Origin of the sequence: Microbacterium sp. CFBP 8794 (genome assembly GCF_014841235.1) — a bacterium.
Taxonomy (GTDB): domain Bacteria; phylum Actinomycetota; class Actinomycetes; order Actinomycetales; family Microbacteriaceae; genus Microbacterium.
Window position 1 is genome coordinate 13298 of the sequence record NZ_JACYTT010000007.1, and the last position, 16819, is coordinate 30116.

The 16819-nt window shown below is 72.4% G+C and carries 14 protein-coding genes; 8 read left to right on the plus strand and 6 right to left on the minus strand.

Translation table 11 applies throughout. The features are described from left to right. Positions 1–2 precede the first annotated feature (2 nt). Entirely contained in the window at positions 3–1007 is a 1005-nt protein-coding gene (locus tag IFU19_RS15975; protein ID WP_192212179.1) for a hypothetical protein, read from the plus strand. 10 nt (positions 1008–1017) lie between these two features. Here the strand turns inward: IFU19_RS15975 and mmuM are convergent, their stop codons facing one another. From mmuM to IFU19_RS16000, 5 genes are all read right to left on the minus strand, one after another. Further along, positions 1018–1872 (minus strand): homocysteine S-methyltransferase, encoded by an 855-nt coding sequence (gene mmuM / locus IFU19_RS15980; RefSeq protein WP_192212180.1) that lies wholly within the window; start codon positions 1870–1872, stop codon positions 1018–1020. After that, entirely contained in the window at positions 1869–2375 is a 507-nt protein-coding gene (locus IFU19_RS15985) for a MarR family winged helix-turn-helix transcriptional regulator (RefSeq protein WP_055839275.1), read from the minus strand. Before IFU19_RS15985 ends, mmuM begins: the two co-directional genes overlap by 4 nt. 202 nt (positions 2376–2577) lie before the next feature. Further along, complete coding sequence (locus tag IFU19_RS15990; protein ID WP_055839278.1) at positions 2578–4134, minus strand: tripartite tricarboxylate transporter permease; 1557 nt, start codon at positions 4132–4134, stop codon at positions 2578–2580. After that, positions 4122–4763: a tripartite tricarboxylate transporter TctB family protein gene (locus IFU19_RS15995; protein WP_055839282.1), complete on the minus strand. Its 642-nt coding sequence runs from the start codon at positions 4761–4763 to the stop codon at positions 4122–4124. Before IFU19_RS15995 ends, IFU19_RS15990 begins: the two co-directional genes overlap by 13 nt. Beyond that, positions 4760–5752, minus strand: coding sequence for a Bug family tripartite tricarboxylate transporter substrate binding protein (locus IFU19_RS16000; RefSeq protein WP_055839284.1), 993 nt, complete (start codon positions 5750–5752; stop codon positions 4760–4762). The genes IFU19_RS15995 and IFU19_RS16000 overlap by 4 nt, the downstream gene beginning before the upstream one ends. 142 nt (positions 5753–5894) lie before the next feature. Between IFU19_RS16000 and IFU19_RS16005 the strand changes: the two genes are divergently transcribed. Both IFU19_RS16005 and IFU19_RS16010 read left to right on the plus strand, forming a co-directional pair. Beyond that, on the plus strand, positions 5895–7148 hold the full coding sequence (locus tag IFU19_RS16005) for an ATP-binding protein (protein WP_192212181.1): 1254 nt from the start codon (positions 5895–5897) through the stop codon (positions 7146–7148). Further along, entirely contained in the window at positions 7145–7858 is a 714-nt protein-coding gene (locus tag IFU19_RS16010) for a response regulator (RefSeq protein ID WP_192212182.1), read from the plus strand. Before IFU19_RS16005 ends, IFU19_RS16010 begins: the two co-directional genes overlap by 4 nt. A 51-nt stretch (positions 7859–7909) precedes the next feature. Here the strand turns inward: IFU19_RS16010 and IFU19_RS16015 are convergent, their stop codons facing one another. After that, positions 7910–8911: a LacI family DNA-binding transcriptional regulator gene (locus IFU19_RS16015; protein ID WP_055839293.1), complete on the minus strand. Its 1002-nt coding sequence runs from the start codon at positions 8909–8911 to the stop codon at positions 7910–7912. A gap of 171 nt (positions 8912–9082) precedes the next feature. On the opposite strand from IFU19_RS16015, the gene IFU19_RS16020 reads away from it, so the two are divergent. The 5 genes from IFU19_RS16020 (at position 9083) to IFU19_RS16040 (ending at position 16789) form a co-directional block, all read left to right on the plus strand. Continuing rightward, positions 9083–10366 carry an extracellular solute-binding protein gene (locus IFU19_RS16020; protein WP_055839296.1) on the plus strand — a complete coding sequence of 428 codons (1284 nt, stop codon included), beginning with the start codon at positions 9083–9085 and terminating at the stop codon, positions 10364–10366. Between the two features lie 11 nt (positions 10367–10377). Beyond that, positions 10378–11391, plus strand: coding sequence for a carbohydrate ABC transporter permease (locus tag IFU19_RS16025; protein ID WP_192212183.1), 1014 nt, complete (start codon positions 10378–10380; stop codon positions 11389–11391). After that, a complete protein-coding gene (locus IFU19_RS16030) occupies positions 11388–12272 on the plus strand; it encodes a carbohydrate ABC transporter permease (RefSeq protein ID WP_055839302.1) in 885 nt (294 codons plus the stop codon). The genes IFU19_RS16025 and IFU19_RS16030 overlap by 4 nt, the downstream gene beginning before the upstream one ends. A gap of 7 nt (positions 12273–12279) precedes the next feature. After that, complete coding sequence (locus IFU19_RS16035; protein ID WP_191916660.1) at positions 12280–14625, plus strand: glycoside hydrolase family 3 N-terminal domain-containing protein; 2346 nt, start codon at positions 12280–12282, stop codon at positions 14623–14625. A 607-nt stretch (positions 14626–15232) separates the two neighbouring features. After that, positions 15233–16789 carry a deoxyguanosinetriphosphate triphosphohydrolase family protein gene (locus IFU19_RS16040; RefSeq protein ID WP_192212184.1) on the plus strand — a complete coding sequence of 519 codons (1557 nt, stop codon included), beginning with the start codon at positions 15233–15235 and terminating at the stop codon, positions 16787–16789. Positions 16790–16819 lie beyond the last annotated feature (30 nt).

The following is a 16819-nucleotide window of genomic DNA, read 5'->3' on the forward strand; positions in this document are numbered from 1 at the left end:
CCATGCTGCTGTCGATCGGGGTGCTCGTGATGTGCGCCGGCCTGGCCGCCGGCATCATCGTCATCGTGCTGCCGCGCGTGGGAAGCCCCACCCCTCTCGGCGTCTTCCTGCGACTGTCATCGGTGGCGGGCGCCATGTCGGTGGGCGCGGGAACCCTGTACGTGGTGCGCTTCAACGGCGGTGGAGCAGTGTCACAGGTGATGGCCGACACCGCCATGGTGCTCGGCCCGGCGACGATGTGCCTCGCGGTGTCGGCGCCCCGCGGGCGGCGCCTGCGCGCGGCCGTGGCTTTCGTGCTGGTCGTCGGGGCGGGGGTCGCGGCGAGCTCCGCGCTGCTTCCGCACGGCGGCGCGCTCGTGGTCAAGGCGGCCGCTCTCGCCCTCAGCTGCACGGTCTGCGCGCTGCTCACCGTGCGCAACCGCGCGCTCCCCCGAAGCTCTCGACGAGTGCTGCTCGTGACGACGGCCGCCTACGCCCTCTACTCGGCGGGTCGGGCGGTGACGGCGCTGCCCGGTCTGGGATCCCCCGCCGCCGACCTCGTCTTCTCGCCCGCGGGGATCGTCGTCGCGGCCATCACGGCGATGATGCTGACGGGACTCTCGGTCGCCCTCGTGGGGCGCCCGGCGACCGTCGGAACCTACGCCGATCGCCGGCCCCGCACCGCCGTGGTGATCGGCGACTGGAAGCTCGCGACCGCGGCGTACGGAAGAGACCGCGTGCTCGCCCTGCTGCTGGACCTGCGCTTGGCCGCCCGCGAGGTCGACCCCTCGGCCGTCGACGCGATGCACGGCGTCGAAGTCGCGCACCCCTCGGCCGTCTCGACGCTCAGCGCGCGCATGCGCGACTCCCGCGGCTGGAAACCCGAAGAGGTCGCGCTGCTCACCACCGCCGCTCCGCGTTCGCTCCGCCGCAGCGATCGGGAGCTGCCGCCGTCGGTGACTCCGCTCGCCGGCGGGGAGGTCGTCGACGGGGGCAGCGGCGCGCTCCCCGGGTTCGACGCGCGGTGACCGTGCGCGGTCAGCGCACCGCCGCCGCGATCGCGGCGATGTCGACCGGCATCGAGCGGCAGCAGCCTCCCACGATGCGCGCTCCCGCGGCGACCCACGCGGGTACGCCTTCGGCCAGCGGGGCGGAGCCGCCGTGCCAGGTGCGGGTCTCGGCATCCCACCGCTCCCCCGTGTTCGGGTAGGCGACGAGCGCGATGCCGGGCGCCTCGGCCAGCGCGGGCAGCACCGTGTCGGGCGCGCAGCAGTTCACGCCGACGGCGAGGACACCGGGAACGGATGCCGCGAGGCGCAGCGCGGCGGCCCGAGAGCCGGAAACGGAGAAACCGGTGCTGTCGGCCGAGAGGCTCACCACCGCGGGGACTCCGAGGTCGGCGAGCTCGAGCGCCACCGCCTCGAGCTCGAGGGGAGAGGGGATCGTCTCGACCGCGAGCACGTCGGCCCCGGCGTCGGCCAGCACGTGCAGGCGCCGTCGATGCGCGCGCCGCAGCTCGTCGAGCGACAGGCCGTACTCTCCCGTGTACTCACTGCCGTCGGCGCGCAGCGCTCCGACCGGACCCACGGATGCCGCGACCACGACGTCGGCGGACTCTCGCGCGAGCGACACCGAACGCCGCAGGAGCGTCTCGACCTCGTCATCGGGGATCTCTCCGCCGAACCCCACCTGATACGACGCCGTGATCACGATCTCGGCGCCCGCGGTCGCGAACTGCGCGTGCGCCGCGCGGATCTCGTCGGGGGCGTCACGCAGCACCTGCGCCGACCAGAGGGCCGACGACACGTCGTTGCCGCGGGCCTCGAGCAGGGTGCCGAGGCCGCCGTCGAGCACGACGGGACGCTGCCGCAGGGTCGCGGCGAGGTCGATCACGCCTCGTGCGTCTCGCCCGCAGCGAGCACGCGCAGGGCGCTGGCGAGCAGGGCCTGGTCGCCGCGGCTGACATCGCGCAGGGCCTCGCCCTCGAGGCGGACGAGCTCGGTCATCGCGGCGTCGACGCGCTCGATGCCCTCGGGAGTGATCGCGACGAGGATCGCGCGGCCGTCGGAGGGATTGGGGCGCCGGTGGACGAGAGCGCGCTCGGCGAGCTTGTCGAGACGATTGGTCATGGCGGCGCTGCCGATCATCGTGGCGGTGATCAGGCGCGTCGCGCTCAGCTCGGTGCCCGCGCGGCGGAGCACGGCCAGCACATCGAACTCCCACACGGCGATGCCGGCGCTGGCGAACGCCTTCGCGCGCAGCTTCGACAGGTGGAACGCCGCACGGCGCAGGCGCGACATGACGTCGAGCGGGGTGAGGTCGACCTCGGGCAGCAGCTGCGACCAGGCGTCGATGAGGAGGTCGACCTCGTCGTCTTTGCTGCTGGCGGTAGTCACACCTCGACGGTACCGGAGCCGCGAGGGGATGCGGCGCGCGACGGGGGCGTGTGCGGGGCTTTGAGAGGTGCGCCGGCCGAGAGGCGCGGCGCCCTACGTCGGCCGGAGGGCGTCGAGTGTCCGAGACGCGCCGCGCGACGAGGGGCACGACCGGCGTGTCTCGGACACTCGACCTGGGGGAAACGCCGAGGAGGCGCAGCGGTCAGCGACGCCCGGCGGGCACCGGCGCGTCGCGGCGGGCGGCGGCCTCGAGGCGCTCGCGGCGCGCATGGCGGGCGTGCTGCAGCACGCTCACCGTCACGATGATCGCGAGCAGCGCGTACAGCACGATGGTCAGCGGCGAGGCGACGAGGATCGTGGGGTCGCCCTCCGACACGGCGAGCGCCCGGCGCAGCTGCGTCTCGGCCATGGGTCCGAGGATCGCGGCGATGAGCACCGGAGCGAGCGGGATCGAGAAGCGCCGCATGACGAACCCGACGACGCCGATCGCCAGCGCGAGCCACAGGTCGACCACGCGCGAGGCGATCGCGTAGACACCGAGCATCGCGACGACGGTGATGCCCGCGTACAGGTAGTGGCGCGGGATGAGCAGGAGCTTGGCCCAGACCGCCGCGAACGGCAGGTTGATGATCAGCAGGATGATCAGGCCCAGGAACAGGCTCGCCAGCAGCGGCCAGACGAGATCGCCGGAGCGTTCGAACAGCAGCGGGCCCGGCTGCATCCCGTACTGCTGGAACGCGGCGATCATCATCGCCGCCGTGGCCGAGGTGGGGAGGCCGAGTCCGAGCAGCGCGCCCATGGCGGAGCCGGCGGTGGCGTTGCCGGCAGCCTCGGGGGCGGCGACGCCCTGAATCGCTCCGCGCGAGCCGAAATCGGTGTCACCGCGGCGGCGGGCGAGGCGCTTCTCGGTGCCGTAGGCCAGGAACGTCGGTACCTCCGACCCGCCGACCGGGATCGCCCCGAACGGGACGCCGAACGCCGTGCCCCGCAGGAACGCGGGCAGGGCCTGACGCCATTCGCTCCGTGACAGCAGCGGCGAGCCGCTGGGTGTGACGAGCTTGCCCGGTCCGCCCGCGCGGCGGATGTGCGACGACACGTGCAGCACCTCGCCGATGGCGAGCAGGCCGACCGTGATGACGATGATCGAGATCCCGTCGAAGAACACGGGGCTGCCGCCGGTGAAGCGTTCGGCTCCCGTCATCCCGTCGATACCGACCAGCGCCAGGGCGAAGCCGAGCCCCAGGGCGACGAGACCGCGCACGATCGAGTCGGCCACGACGGCCGAGATCGCCACGAACGCGAAGACGGCGAGCGCGAAGTACTCCGCGGGGCCGAAGACCTTGGCGAGTTCGACGATGTACGGGGCGAAGAACACCACCAGCACGCACGCGATCGTGCCGCCGATGAAGGCGCCGATGGCCGACGTGCCGAGCGCCTTCGCCGCCCTGCCGCTCTTGGCCATCCGATGACCCTCGAACGTCGTCGCGATCGCCGAGGAGTTGCCGGGGGTGTTGAGCAGGATGCCGGCGGTCGAGTCTCCGAAGAGCCCCCCGAAGTAGATGCTCGCGAACATGATGAACGCGCCGGTGGGGTCGAGGCTGAAGGTGACCGGCAGCAGCAGCGCGACCGCCATGGCCGAGCCGAGGCCCGGGAGCACGCCCACGGCGGTGCCGAGCACGGCGCCGATGACGAGGAAGAGCAGGTTCTGCGGTGTGAAGGCGACCGCGAATCCATCGGCGAGGTTGATCAGCTGATCCACGGCGAGAGTCCTTCCAGGATGCCGGCGGGAAGCGACAGGCCGAGGCCGGCGCCGAAGGCGAGCTGCACCAGCGACGACACGATGATGCTCACGCCGATATCGAGAAGGGGCCGGCGACTGCCGAACGCCCACGAGAGCACCCAGAACAGGGCCGCGGCCGAGAGGAGCCAGCCGAGCACCGGCAGCACCACGATGAACGCGGCCAGGCTGACGACGGTGATCCCGAGGGTCCGCCAGTCGACGCGTGCCGGCGCCGACGACGAGGCGACGTCTTCGGGTGACACGACACGGATCTCGCCGGTCTCGTCGATCGCGCCGAGGTCCTCGAGCATCTCGTTCGAGATCTCGACGGGGTCGTCGGCGACGTGGGAGCGGCGGGTCGTGCGGAGCACCTCGACGAGCAGGCCGACACCGGCGAGCCAGAGGAAACCGCTGACGAGCATCGGGAAGAACTGGGGACCGGGGACGGCGACGTCGGCGGGCACCTGCATGGTGACCGTGCCGTGGGTCATGAACCCGGCGAGGACGAAGACTCCCGCGACGACCACCAGCTCGCTGCGGCCGGTGTACCAGCGGGGCGTGCGCTGCACGCGCAGCGATCCCGTGGTGAGGGTGGACGGTTCGGTCACAGACCCAGCTCCTTCATGATCGCGGTCGTGCGTTCGGTCTCGTCCGCCAGGTATGCGGCGAACTCCTCGCCGGCGAGGAAGCTGTCGACCCAGCTGTTGCGGGCGAGCACCTCTTGCCAGGCGTCGGTCTCGCGCATCTCGGATGCCATGGCCACCAGTTCCGCGTGCACCTCGTCGTCGATGCCGGGCGGCGCCACGAGCCCGCGCCAGTTCGACATGGCGACATCGACCCCCTGCTCGCGGAAGGTGGGCACGTCGACGTCGTCGAGCGGCTCCTCGGCCGACAGCGCGAGGGCGCGGAGATTGCCCGACTCGATCTGGTCGCGGAACTCGTTGTACCCCGAGAGCCCCGCCTGCGTGGTGTGGGACAGCAGCGAGGTGACGACCTCGCCACCGCCGGGGTACGCGAGGTAGTTCACGCGCTGCGGATCGATGCCGCCCTGCTGGGCCAGCATGCCGGCGAGCAGGTGGTCGATGCCGCCGAGCGACCCGCCCGCGATGGCGGTGCCCTCAGGGTCGGCGAGGAACGCGGCCATGAAGTCGTCGAGGGTCTGGAAGGGCGAGTCGCCGGGCACGACGAGCACGTTGAAGTCGTCGGCGAGGCGCGCGATGGGCCGCACGTCCTCGAGGCTCACGGGCGAGCGGTTGACGATCACGCCGCCCACCATGACGCCGCCGGTGACGAGCATGATGTCGTGCCGATCGCCCATCTCGGCGACCGCGCCGAGGCCGATGGTGCCGGCGGCTCCCGGGATGTTCATCACCTGCACGGCGCCGGCGATGCCCTCTTCGCGCATGACCTGCTGGGCCTCGCGGCCGAAGGTGTCCCACCCGCCGCCGGGGGCGGCCGGGGCCACGATGGTGAGCTTCGTGCGGGGGTTCGCCACCCCGCCGCTCGCTGCCGCGCTCAGACCCGCCGTCACGAACAGGGCGGCGGCGACGACGCCCACGATCGCTCCGGTGATCCGCTTTCGCGCTGATGACTGCATCGTCGCCCTCCCGGGACATCGTCGTTGCCGGATGAGAAGCTAGGTTGACAGCGCCGTCCCCCCCTGCGGCGCCGTGCGAAGGCATTACGCTCTTAGATGCTCACGATTCGCACTCACCCGCGATGCGCACGAGGAGGTGCCCATGTCGACCGCCCCCGTCGACCGCGCGGCCGACCGTGCGCCGGTGCGCGTGCGCCTCGCCGTGCTGCTCGCCCTGCAGTGCACCGTCGTGCTGGTGTGCGTGCTCGCCACGACCCTCGTCGCCATGTCGACGCAGGAGCGCAGCATCCGCACCGCGACCGAGGAGCGCGTGCTCGACGTCGCTCGGAGCCTCGCCGAGCTCGATCAGGTGCGGCGCGCCGTGCTGCTCGACGCCGACGCCGCCACCGCGGAGCTCCAGCCCCTCGCCGACGTCGTCGCCGCGGCGTCCGGGGTGGATTACGTCGTGGTGACCGATGCCCGCGGCATCCGTCTCACCCACCCCAACCCGGCGGAGCGCGGGCGCAGCGTGTCGACGGATGCGACGGCGGTGCTGGCCGGCGAGACGTTCCTCGGCACCGAGACCGGCACGATCGGCCCGAGCCTGCGCGCCAAGGTGCCCGTGCGGGCCGGTGATGCGGAGACGGGGGCGGTCATCGGCACGGCCTCGGTCGGCGTGCTGGAGTCCGAGATCGCCGGCAGCTACGAGGAAGCCGTCGGCGGGTTGCTGCCCTGGGTCGCCGGGTCGATCGTGCTCGGCGTCGTGCTGAGCGGTCTGCTGACGGCGGCACTGCGTCGACGCGTCCGACGACTCGAAGCCGACGCGCGCGAGCTCGAGACCCAGCGCCGCATCTCGGGCGCCCTGCGCGACCAGACGCACGAGTTCCACACGCGACTGCACGTCATCCGCGGGCTCGTCGCCGAGGGCGAGACCGGCGACGCGCTGACCTACATCGGCGGGCTGGCCCCCGTGGCGTCCGGTCTCTCGATCGACGACCCGGCGCTGCGCGCCCTGCTCGACGGGCTGTCGGCCGAGCACCGGGGCCTGCGGGTCGATCCGGCGAGCCTCGTGCCGCGCGGAGTCGTCGACGACGACGCGCTGAGCGTCATCGGCAACCTCGTGCGAAACGCCGCCGAAGCGGCCGGTCCCGGCGGACACGTCGACGTGCTCGTGCTCGCCGGCGACGAACGGCTCACGATCGACGTCGCCGACGACGGCCCCGGCGTGCCGCCCGCCGACGTCGCCCGCATCTTCGACCGCGGCGTCAGTTCGAAGGCTGCCTCGGGCCGCGGCGTCGGCCTCGACCTCGTGCGCCGCATCGCGGGAGCGCGCGGCGGTTCGATCACCGTCGGCGCGGCGGCCGCGGGCGGGGCGCGCTTCACGGTGGAGCTGCCGCACGCGGGGGTGCGGGCATGACCCCGGATGCCGCGATCCGCACCGTGATCGTCGATGACGACCCCGCGGTGGTGCGGCTGCACACCGCCTATCTCGAGTCGCTGCCCGGGTTCCGGCTCGTCGGGACGGCGCGGACGGGGGCCGCGGGGGCGGCGCTGGCGACGGGCACCGACATCGAGCTCGTGCTGCTCGACATGAACCTGCCCGACTTCAGCGGCGTCGAGGTGCTGCACCGACTGCGGCTCGTGCGGGAGTGGAACGTCGACGTGCTCGTCATCAGTTCAGCCCGTGACACCCTGACGATCCGGCAGGCCGCGGCCGCCCACGTCGTGGGGTATCTCGCGAAGCCCTTCACGCGCGAGGCCTTCGTGCGCCGGCTCGAGGAGTACCGCCGCGGTCGCGCCGCCCGCCCCGCCGAGGTGCCGGTGAGCATGGGGCAGGGCGACATCGACCGGCTGGTGGGTCCGGCGACCGCTCCGGTGCGTGCGGTGTCGGCATCCGAGCCCCTCCTCCCCAAGGGCCTCGCGGAATCGACCCTGCACACCATCCGCGCGGCGCTGCACCCGGTGACGCCGGCGAGCGCCCGCGACGTCGCCGCCGCGTCGGGCGCCTCGCGTGCGACCGTGCGCCGGTACCTCGACGCCCTCGTGGCTCGCGGCGAGGTCGATGTCTCGCACCGCTTCGGCGCGCGCGGACGACCCGAGGTGCTGTACCGGCTGGCGGCGCGCTGACGCGGGGGTTCGAGTGCGCGGCGCCACCGGAGCTCGGCGCCGCGCGCGGTGTCAGCCCGCCCGCGGCGGCGCCGTCGTGCCACGCGCGACCAGGCGCGTCGGCAGCTGGATGTGCGTCTCGGGCAATTCCTCGCCGGCGAGCAGGGCCAGCACCATCCGCACCGCCTCGGCGCCGAGGCGCTTCATCGGCTGGCGCACGGTCGTGAGCGCCGGTTGGGCGCGGGCGGCCTCGGGCACGTCGTCGAACCCGACGACCGAGAGGTCTTCGGGCACCCGCAACCCGCGGTCGGCGGCCACGTCGATGATCGACAGGGCCGACAGGTCGTTCGCAGCGAACACCGCGGTGGGCGGGTCGTCGAGCGACAGCATGGCCTCGGCCGCTTCGCGCGCGACGTCTTGGGCGTAGCGCCCCACGCCGACGAGGGCGGGATCGAAGGGGATGCCGGCCGCCGACAACCCCGCGCGGTACCCCGACGCGCGGGCGACCGCCGAACGCAGATCCGGTCGCCCCGCGATGAAGCCGATGCGACGGTGGCCGAGCTGCACGAGGTAGTGCACCGCCTGCTGCGCACCGGTGAAGCTGTCGGATTCGACGGTCGGTACGACCCCGCGGCCGGTGTGCGGGTCGATCGCGACGATCGGCACCTCGCTCGCGACCGTGACGATGGTCGGCGTGACGATGATCGCGGCGTCGATGAGCGTGCCGCTCAGACGGCTGAGCGAGCGGCGCTCCCACCCCTCGCCGTCGCGGCGCGCGCCGGTGTAGGCGAGCAGGTCGTATCCGGTGTCGGACAGGGCCCCGCCGACGCCCTTGAGGATCTCGGCCGAGAAGGGCTCGATGTCGGCGACGAGCACGCCGATGACCCCCGTGCGGCGCGAGCGCATGCTGCTCGCGACGAGGCTCGATTCGTAGCCGAGGGTTTTCACAGCGTCCAATACCCGGCTCACCGTCGTGGGCGAAACCCCGTAGCGGCCGTTCACGGCTTTCGACACCGTGGCGACCGAGACGCCGGCCGCCGCGGCGACGTCGTGGATGGTCGGGCGCCTCGTCATGGCATCCGACCCTAGCGTGGAAATCATTTTCGAAAACGTTTGACGACCCTTCCGCACGGGGCGACACTGCTCAGACCCGGGGCGCAGCAACACCCCGGGAAACGGCAACGCTGCCCATGACAACCGACGCCTCCTCACGGACGCACCTCGACGAAGAGAAACGGGAATCACATGAACACGCGCAAGATCCTCGCCGGAGCGGCCCTCGCCGTCGCCGGCACCCTGGCCCTCGGCGGCTGCGCCGGCGGCGGCGGCGCAGAGAACGCCGACGGCTCGGTCACCCTGACCCTGTGGCACAACTCCACCACAGGCGACGGGAAGCAGTACTGGGAAGACACCGCCAGCGCCTTCGAGGCAGCCAACCCCGGCGTCACGGTCGAGATCCAGGCCGTGCAGAACGAGGAGATGGACGGAAAGCTCCAGACCGCCCTCAACTCCGGCGACGCCCCCGACCTGTTCATGGCCCGCGGCGGCGGCAAGCTCGCCGACATCGTCACGGCGGGTCAGGCGATGGACCTCACCGACAAGATCTCGGCGGAGGCCAAGACCGCCCTCGGCACCTCGCTCGACGCCTTCGAGGTCGACGGCAAGAACTACGGCATGCCCGTCGCCGTGCTCCCCTCCGGCATCTTCACCGCGCAGGACCTGCTGAGCGCGGCAGGCGTCACCGAGGCCCCGGCCACGATCGAGGACCTCGAGGCCGCCGACGCGAAGATCCGCGCCACCGGCGTCGCCCCCATCGCGGTCGGCGCGAAAGACGCCTGGCCCGCCGCGCACTGGTACTACAACTTCGCCCTGCGCGCCTGCGCCAAGGACGTGCTCGACGAGGCCGCGCAGAGCCGGAGCTTCGACGACCCGTGCTGGCTCGAAGCCGGCGAGAACCTGCAGTCGTTCCTGCAGACGCAGCCGTTCAACGACGGCTTCCTCACCACCGCCGCCCAGCAGGGCGCGGGATCGTCGGCGGGCCTGCTCGCCAACCACCAGGCCGCCATGGAGCTCATGGGCGCGTGGAACCCCGGCGTGATCGCCTCGCTGACCCCCGACGAGAAGCCGCTCGCCGACCTCGGCTGGTTCCCGTTCCCCGAGGTCGCCGGTGGCGACGGTGAGCCCGGCGCGATCATGGGCGGCGTCGACGGGTACTCGTGCTGGGTCAACGCTCCCGCGCAGTGCACCGACTTCCTGAACTTCCTCGTCAACAAGGAGAACCAGGAGAGCTACGCCGACGCCTTCCAGACCATCCCCGCCTCGAGCGAGGCGACGGAGGCCGTCACGACCCCCGCCCTGCAGTCGGCGCTCCAGGCCTACACCGACGCCCCGTACGTCTCGGTCTGGCTCGACACCCTGTACGGCCAGAACGTCGGAAATGCGCTGAACGTCGCGGTGGTCGACTTGTTCGCCGGCAAGGGCAGCCCGCAGGGCATCGTCGACGCCGTCAACGCCGCGGCCTCACGCTGAGGACGACGGCCATGACCACCCAGCTCGCCACCTCGGCGACCAACGCCGGGTCTCGCCGCCCGGCCGGGGAGGGCGCTCACCGCGTCCCCTCGGCCGGGCGGCCGCCCGCGCGGCGCCGACTCGAGAATTGGCGCATCCGCGGCGAACTCGCGATCCTCCTGGGCCCCGCCCTCGTGGTCTTCGTGTCGTTCGTCATCCTGCCCGTGGCCCTGGCCGCCTATTACGGCTTCTACAAATGGTCGGGCTTCGGCACCCCCGTCGACTTCGTCGGCATCCGGAACTACGTCACGATCCTCACCGACCCCGCCTTCCACGAGGCGCTCGGTCACAACGCGTTCATCGTCGTCGGCTCGCTGGTGCTGCAGGGACCGCTCGCGCTCGGCCTGGCCCTGCTGCTGAACCGCAAGATGCGCGGCCAGTCGCTCATCCGCGTGCTGATCTTCGTCCCGTACGTCATCTCCGAGGTCGTCGTCGGCCTCGGGTGGGGCCTCATGCTGCAGTCGGGCGGCGCGCTCAACGGGGCGCTGGACAAGATCGGCCTCGGCGCCCTCCGCGCCGACTGGATCTCGGATCCGGCGCTCGCGATCTGGACGCTGCTCATCATCATCACGTGGAAGTACATCGGCTTCGCGGTGATCCTCCTCCTCGCCGGGCTCCAGGGCATTCCCGAGGAGCTCAGCGAGGCCGCCGCCATCGACGGCGCCTCGTACTGGCAGATCCAGCGCTACATCGTGCTGCCCCTCATGGGCCCGACCATCCGCATCTGGGCGTTCCTGTCGATCATCGGCTCGCTGCAGCTGTTCGACCTCGTCTGGATCATCTGGGGCCAGTACGTCGCCTCGACAGCGGGCACCTCGACCATGGCCACGTACATGGTCGCCAACGGCCGCAACGCCGGCAGCTTCGGGTACGGCAGCGCCGTGGCCGTGGTGATGTTCCTCATCTCGCTCGCGGTCGCCCTCATCTACCAGCGCTTCGTGCTCCGTCGTGACACGGCCGGCGCCCTCACCGGAGGCACCAAGTGACCGCCACCGCCACCCTCGTCACCCCGCGCGGAAGCAGGACCCCGCGTCGAGCCCCCGTCGGATCGAGCCGCGGCACCTCGGTGATCGTCGGGTTCGTCGCCCTGCTGCTGATCGGCATGATGCTCGCGCCCGTGGTGTTCATCATCCTGGGCGGGTTCCGCTCGAACGCCGAGATCACGGTCGACCCCTCGGGCTTTCCCACCCGATGGAACTGGGAGAACTACTCCGACGTCCTCACCAGCGGCATCTTCTGGGGGCAGGTCGGCAACTCCGCCATCGCCGCGATCGCGACGACGCTGTTCGTCGTGGCCCTCGGCCTGATGGCGGCCTACGCCCTCGCCCGTTACCGCTTCCGCGGGCGCGGGGCCGTCTACGCCCTCTTCACCGCCGGGCTCATGTTCCCGATGACCGTCGCCATCACGCCCCTGTACATCCTGGTGCGCAACCTCGGCCTGATGAACTCCCTCGCGGGCGTCATCGTGCCGCAGATCGCCTTCGCGCTGCCGTTGACGATCATTATCCTGTCGCCCTTCCTCGCCGCGATCCCCGCCGAACTGCAGGAGGCCTCCTCGATCGACGGCCTCGGCCGCCTGGGCTTCTTCTGGCGCATGGTGCTGCCGCTCGCGGTCCCCGCGGTGGTGACGGTCGGCATCCTGGCGTTCGTCAACAGCTGGAACTCGTACATGCTTCCGCTGTTCATCCTCAACAACGAGGCCGCGTACACGCTGCCCCTCGGCACGCAGGCCTTCGCCTCGCAGTACTCCGTCGACACCGCGCGCGTGCTCGCGTTCACCTCGCTGTCGATGATCCCCGCTCTGCTGTTCTTCAGCGTGTTCGAGCGACGGATCGTCGGCGGTCTCACCGGCGCCGTGAAGGGCTGACCCCGCCATGACCATCCACAACACCGACGTCGGCGCTGCCCTGGCGGCGGGCTTCTCGCCCCGGGTGCAGGCTCTCGTGGCCGACATGACCCTCGACGAGAAGCTCGCGCAGCTCGTGGGCTACTGGGTAGACCAGGGCGACGAGGTCGTCGCCCCCCTCTCGGGCGAGAAGGTCACCTCGGCCGCGTACACCGACGCCACCGTGCACGGCCTCGGCCACCTCACCCGCGTGTACGGCACCCGGCCGGTCGATCCGATCGAACGCGCCGCCTGGTTGTGGGGCGAGCAGCGGCGACTGAGAACCGAGACGCGCCTGGGCATTCCCGCCCTGGTGCACGAGGAATGCCTGACGGGCTTCGCGGCCTGGCAGGCGGCGACCTTCCCGACCCCGCTCGCCTGGGGCGCGTCGTTCGATCCGGATGCCGTGGAGCTCATGGCATCCGCCATCGGTCGCTCGATGCGCGAACTCGGGGTGCACCAGGGCCTCGCGCCCGTGCTCGACGTGGTGCGCGACGCCCGCTGGGGCCGCGTCGACGAGTGCATCGCCGAAGACCCCTACGTCGTCGGCACGATCGGCACCGCGTACGTCCGGGGCCTGCAGGGCGCGGGCGTGCACGCGACCCTCAAGCACTTCGTCGGCTACTCCGCCTCGCGCGCCGGTCGCAATCACGCGCCCGTGCACGCCGGTCAGCGCGAGCTGCAGGACGTCTTCCTTCCGCCGTTCGAGATGGCCGTGCGCGACGGCGGGGTGCGCTCGGTGATGAATTCGTACACCGAGATCGACGGGGTCCCCGTCGCCTCGTCACCCGAGCTGCTGACCGACCTGCTGCGCCGCCGGTGGGGTTTCGACGGCACCGTCGTCTCGGACTACTTCGCCGTCGAGTTCCTGCGCTCGATGCACGGTGTCGCCGGGTCGCTCGGCGAGGCGGCGCAGCTGGCGCTGGAGGCGGGGATCGACGTCGAGCTCCCGGGGCCCGACGCGTATCCGCACCTGGCCGAGCGCGTGGCATCCGGCGCCCTGCCCGAGGCCGTGATCGACCGCGCCGTCGCCCGCGTGCTCGCGGAGAAGGAAGACCTCGGGCTGTTGGATGCCGACTTCGACGACGTTCCGACCGCGGTCGACCTCGACGACACCGAGCACCGGGCGCTGGCCCGCCGCATCGCCGAGGAGTCGGTCGTGCTGCTGCGCAACGACGGCGTGCTGCCGCTCGCCACCCCCGGTCGCATCGCCCTGATCGGGCCGAACGCCGACAGCGCCGAGGCTCTGATGGGCTGCTACTCGTTCGCGAACCACGTGCTCGCGCATCACCCGGGCTTTCCGATGGGGTTCGAGATCCCCACCGTGCGCGAGGCCGTGGACGCGCGCTTCGGCGAGGTCGCGTACGCCGAGGGCTGCGCGGTCGAGGGCTCCGACACCTCGGGCTTCGACGCCGCCGCCGAGGTCGCACGCGGCGCCGACGTCGCGATCGTCGTGGTCGGCGACCGCGCCGGGCTCTTCGGCCGCGGCACGGTCGGCGAGGGCAACGACGCCGACTCGCTCGAGCTCCCCGGCGTGCAGCGGCAGCTCGTCGACGCCGTCGTCGCCACCGGCACCCCGGTCGTGCTCGTGCTGCTGACCGGCCGCCCCTACGCGATCGGGTGGGCGCTCGACACCGTCGACGGCCCCGCCGCGGTGCTGCAGGCGTTCTTCCCGGGCGAAGAGGGCGGCCCCGCGCTCGCCTCGATCCTGTCGGGGGATGCCACTCCCTCGGGGCGTCTGCCCGTCTCGCTCCCCCGCTCGGCGGGCTCTCAGCCCTACTCGTACCTGCACCCGGTCCTCGGCGGCCCCTCGGGCGTGACGAGCACCGACCCGACGCCCGTGCGACCGTTCGGTTTCGGGCTGTCGTACACGTCGTTCGAGCGCGACGAGTTGCGGGTCGACGGGGTCGACACGGCGCCGGCCGGGGTCACGGCATCCGGAACCGCCGCCGCCGAGGTGCGCGCGGGCGACGCGTTCCGCGTCAGCGCTCGGGTGACGAACACCGGGCGGGTGCGGGGGGCCGACGTCGTGCAGGTGTACGCGCATCGCGCCGTGGCCAGCGTCACCCGCCCCGTCGCGCAGCTCGTGGCCTACGCCCGCGTCGAGCTCGAACCCGGCGAGAGCGCTGAGGTGCGCTTCACCGTGCCCGCGTCGCGGCTGGCCTACAGCGACCGGGCGCTGCGCCGAGTGGTCGAGCCCGGCGAGGTCGAGCTGCGCCTGGGCCCGTCGTGCGTCGCGTTCGACGCCGTCGCTGCGCTGCGCATCACCGGCCCGACGTACGAGCTGAGCGTCGACGACGCCCGCGTGGTCGACGTGGAGGTGCGCCGGGGCTGACGGCGGCGCGGCGCCCTGGGTTGGTGTGGGGGCGTTGAGTGTCCAGGACACGCCACGCGACGAGGGGCGCGAGCGGCGTGTCTCGGACACTCAACAGGGGGGGGCGGCGGGGGCTCGCGAGCCCGCGAAGTGTCGGGGCGGCGGGGGCTCGCGAGCCCGTCGAGTGTCCAGGACACGCCACGTGACGAGGGGCGCGAGCGGCGTGTCTTGGACACTCGACGGGGGGCGGCGGGGGCTCGCGAGCCCGCCGAGCGTCCGGGGCGGCGGGGGCTCGCGAGCCCGTCGAGTGTCCAGGACACGCCGCGCGACGAGGGGCGCGAGCGGCGTGTCTTGGACACTCAACAAGGGGGCGGCGGGGGCTCGCGAGCCCGCCGAGTGTCGGGGGCGGCGGGGTGACGCGAGCCCGCAGAGCGTCGGGGGCGGCGCGGTCGCACAAGCCCGTTGAGTGTCCAGGACACGCCGCGTGACGAGGGGCACGAGCGGCGTGTCTCGGACACTCAACGAAAAGAGGGAGGCACGCGACGCGAGCGGAGCGACGCGCGGCGGCGAGCGGGCCGCGCATCCACGTTAGCGTTGACCCACGCCGCCGACGCCGCGAGAGGACCGGATGACCGTGCACGACGAGACCCCTCCCCCGGCCGCGGACGCGCTCGCCACCGCCCCGACGCACCCCGACACGGTCGTGGGCAACCCGGCCTCGCGGGTCCACCCCGATCACGACGACGCCCGCGCCGACCCGTGGTCGATCGATCTGGAGCGCATCCAGTTCTCGCCGTACTTCTCGCGCCTCTCGGCCGTGACCCAGGTGGTGTCACCGTCGATCGGCGGCGCCCCCGTGCACAACCGCCTCACGCACACGCTCAAGGTCAGCGCGATCGCCCGCGTGGTGGCCCTGCAGCTGAACACCCGGTCGCGCCGAGCGGGCGAAGGCGACGTCTGCAACGCCACGGTCGTCGAGGCCGCGGCCTACGCGCACGACCTCGGGCACCCGCCGTTCGGACACCTCGGCGAGTCGACGCTCGACCGCATCGCCCGCACCGAGCTCGGCCTCGCCGACGGCTTCGAGGGCAACGCGCAGACCTATCGCATCCTCACCGCCCTCGACGTCGTCGAGAACGCGCCCCGCGGACTCAACCTCACCGCGGCGGTGCGTTCCGCCTCGGCGAAGTACCCCTGGGCGCCGACGGTCGACGCCGCCCACATCGAGCGGATCGGCCCGCCCCGCGGCATCCGTCGCTCCTCCGACGGCGCGTACCGCGTGCACAAGTACTCGGCCTACGACCTCGATCTCGACGACCTCGTCGAAGCGCGTCGGGGAGTGGATGCCGAGCCCCTGCGCCAGAGCATCGAGGGCGCCGTGATGGACCTGGCCGACGACATCGCGTACTCGGTGCACGACGTCGACGACTTCTACCGCGCGGGGATCCTCGACCATGCCCCCATCGCGGCGGAGTTCCGCGGCTGGCTCGACGACGTGCTCGAGTGGCGCTCCCGCGACGACGCCGAGGTGCGCGCCGAGCTCGCCCCCGGTGCGGGACTGGAGCGGCTGCGCCGCAAGATGCGCCGTGACGACCCGTGGATCGCCGACGATGAAGCCTTCCTCGCCGCGGTCAGCGACGTGGATGCCGAGATGGTCACCGACCTGCTCGCCCGCCCGTTCGACGGCTCGTTGACGGCCGAGCGGCGCCTGGCCTCGTTCACCGACCGGTGGATCCGCCGGTTCCAGGAGTCGGCGCAGCTACGCCCGCTCGACACCCCGCGGGCCGGTCCCGTCGTGCTGTCGCCGTGGGCCTGGCACCACGTCGAGGTGCTGAAGTTCGTGCACAAGCGGTTCGTGCTCAGCCGACCCGACCTGGCGATCCAGCAGCGGGGGATGAGCCGCATCCTCGCCCGCTCGGTGCGCGCCCTCGGCGAGTGGCTCGAGGACGACCTCGACCGCGCGCGCACGCCGCGGCGCCTGCGCGAGCTCATCGCCCTCGCGCACGAGCAGTACGCGCAGCTCCCCGCCGATCGCCGCCCCTCGGATGCCGATGCCGAGACGCTCGCGCGCTCCCGCGGAATCGTCGACTACGTGGCATCCCTCACCGATTCGCAGGCATTCGCGCTGTCGGAGGCGATCTCGGGACGAGCGGATCGACTGTGGGCACTGGGGCAGCGACTGTGACGCCCCGGCGCCGACGGGCCGGCGGCGCCC

Bases quoted from the DNA above. Each gene is read 5' to 3' on its own strand.
- IFU19_RS15975 (WP_192212179.1), top strand. From the start codon at position 3: ATGCTGCTGTCGATCGGGGTGCTCGTGATGTGCGCCGGCCTGGCCGCC.
- IFU19_RS16000 (WP_055839284.1), bottom strand. From the start codon at position 5,752: ATGCAGTCATCAGCGCGAAAGCGGATCACCGGAGCGATCGTGGGCGTC.
- IFU19_RS16005 (WP_192212181.1), top strand. From the start codon at position 5,895: ATGTCGACCGCCCCCGTCGACCGCGCGGCCGACCGTGCGCCGGTGCGC.
- IFU19_RS16010 (WP_192212182.1), top strand. From the start codon at position 7,145: ATGACCCCGGATGCCGCGATCCGCACCGTGATCGTCGATGACGACCCC.
- IFU19_RS16015 (WP_055839293.1), bottom strand. From the start codon at position 8,911: ATGACGAGGCGCCCGACCATCCACGACGTCGCCGCGGCGGCCGGCGTC.
- IFU19_RS16020 (WP_055839296.1), top strand. From the start codon at position 9,083: ATGAACACGCGCAAGATCCTCGCCGGAGCGGCCCTCGCCGTCGCCGGC.
- IFU19_RS16025 (WP_192212183.1), top strand. From the start codon at position 10,378: ATGACCACCCAGCTCGCCACCTCGGCGACCAACGCCGGGTCTCGCCGC.
- IFU19_RS16035 (WP_191916660.1), top strand. From the start codon at position 12,280: ATGACCATCCACAACACCGACGTCGGCGCTGCCCTGGCGGCGGGCTTC.
- IFU19_RS16040 (WP_192212184.1), top strand. From the start codon at position 15,233: ATGACCGTGCACGACGAGACCCCTCCCCCGGCCGCGGACGCGCTCGCC.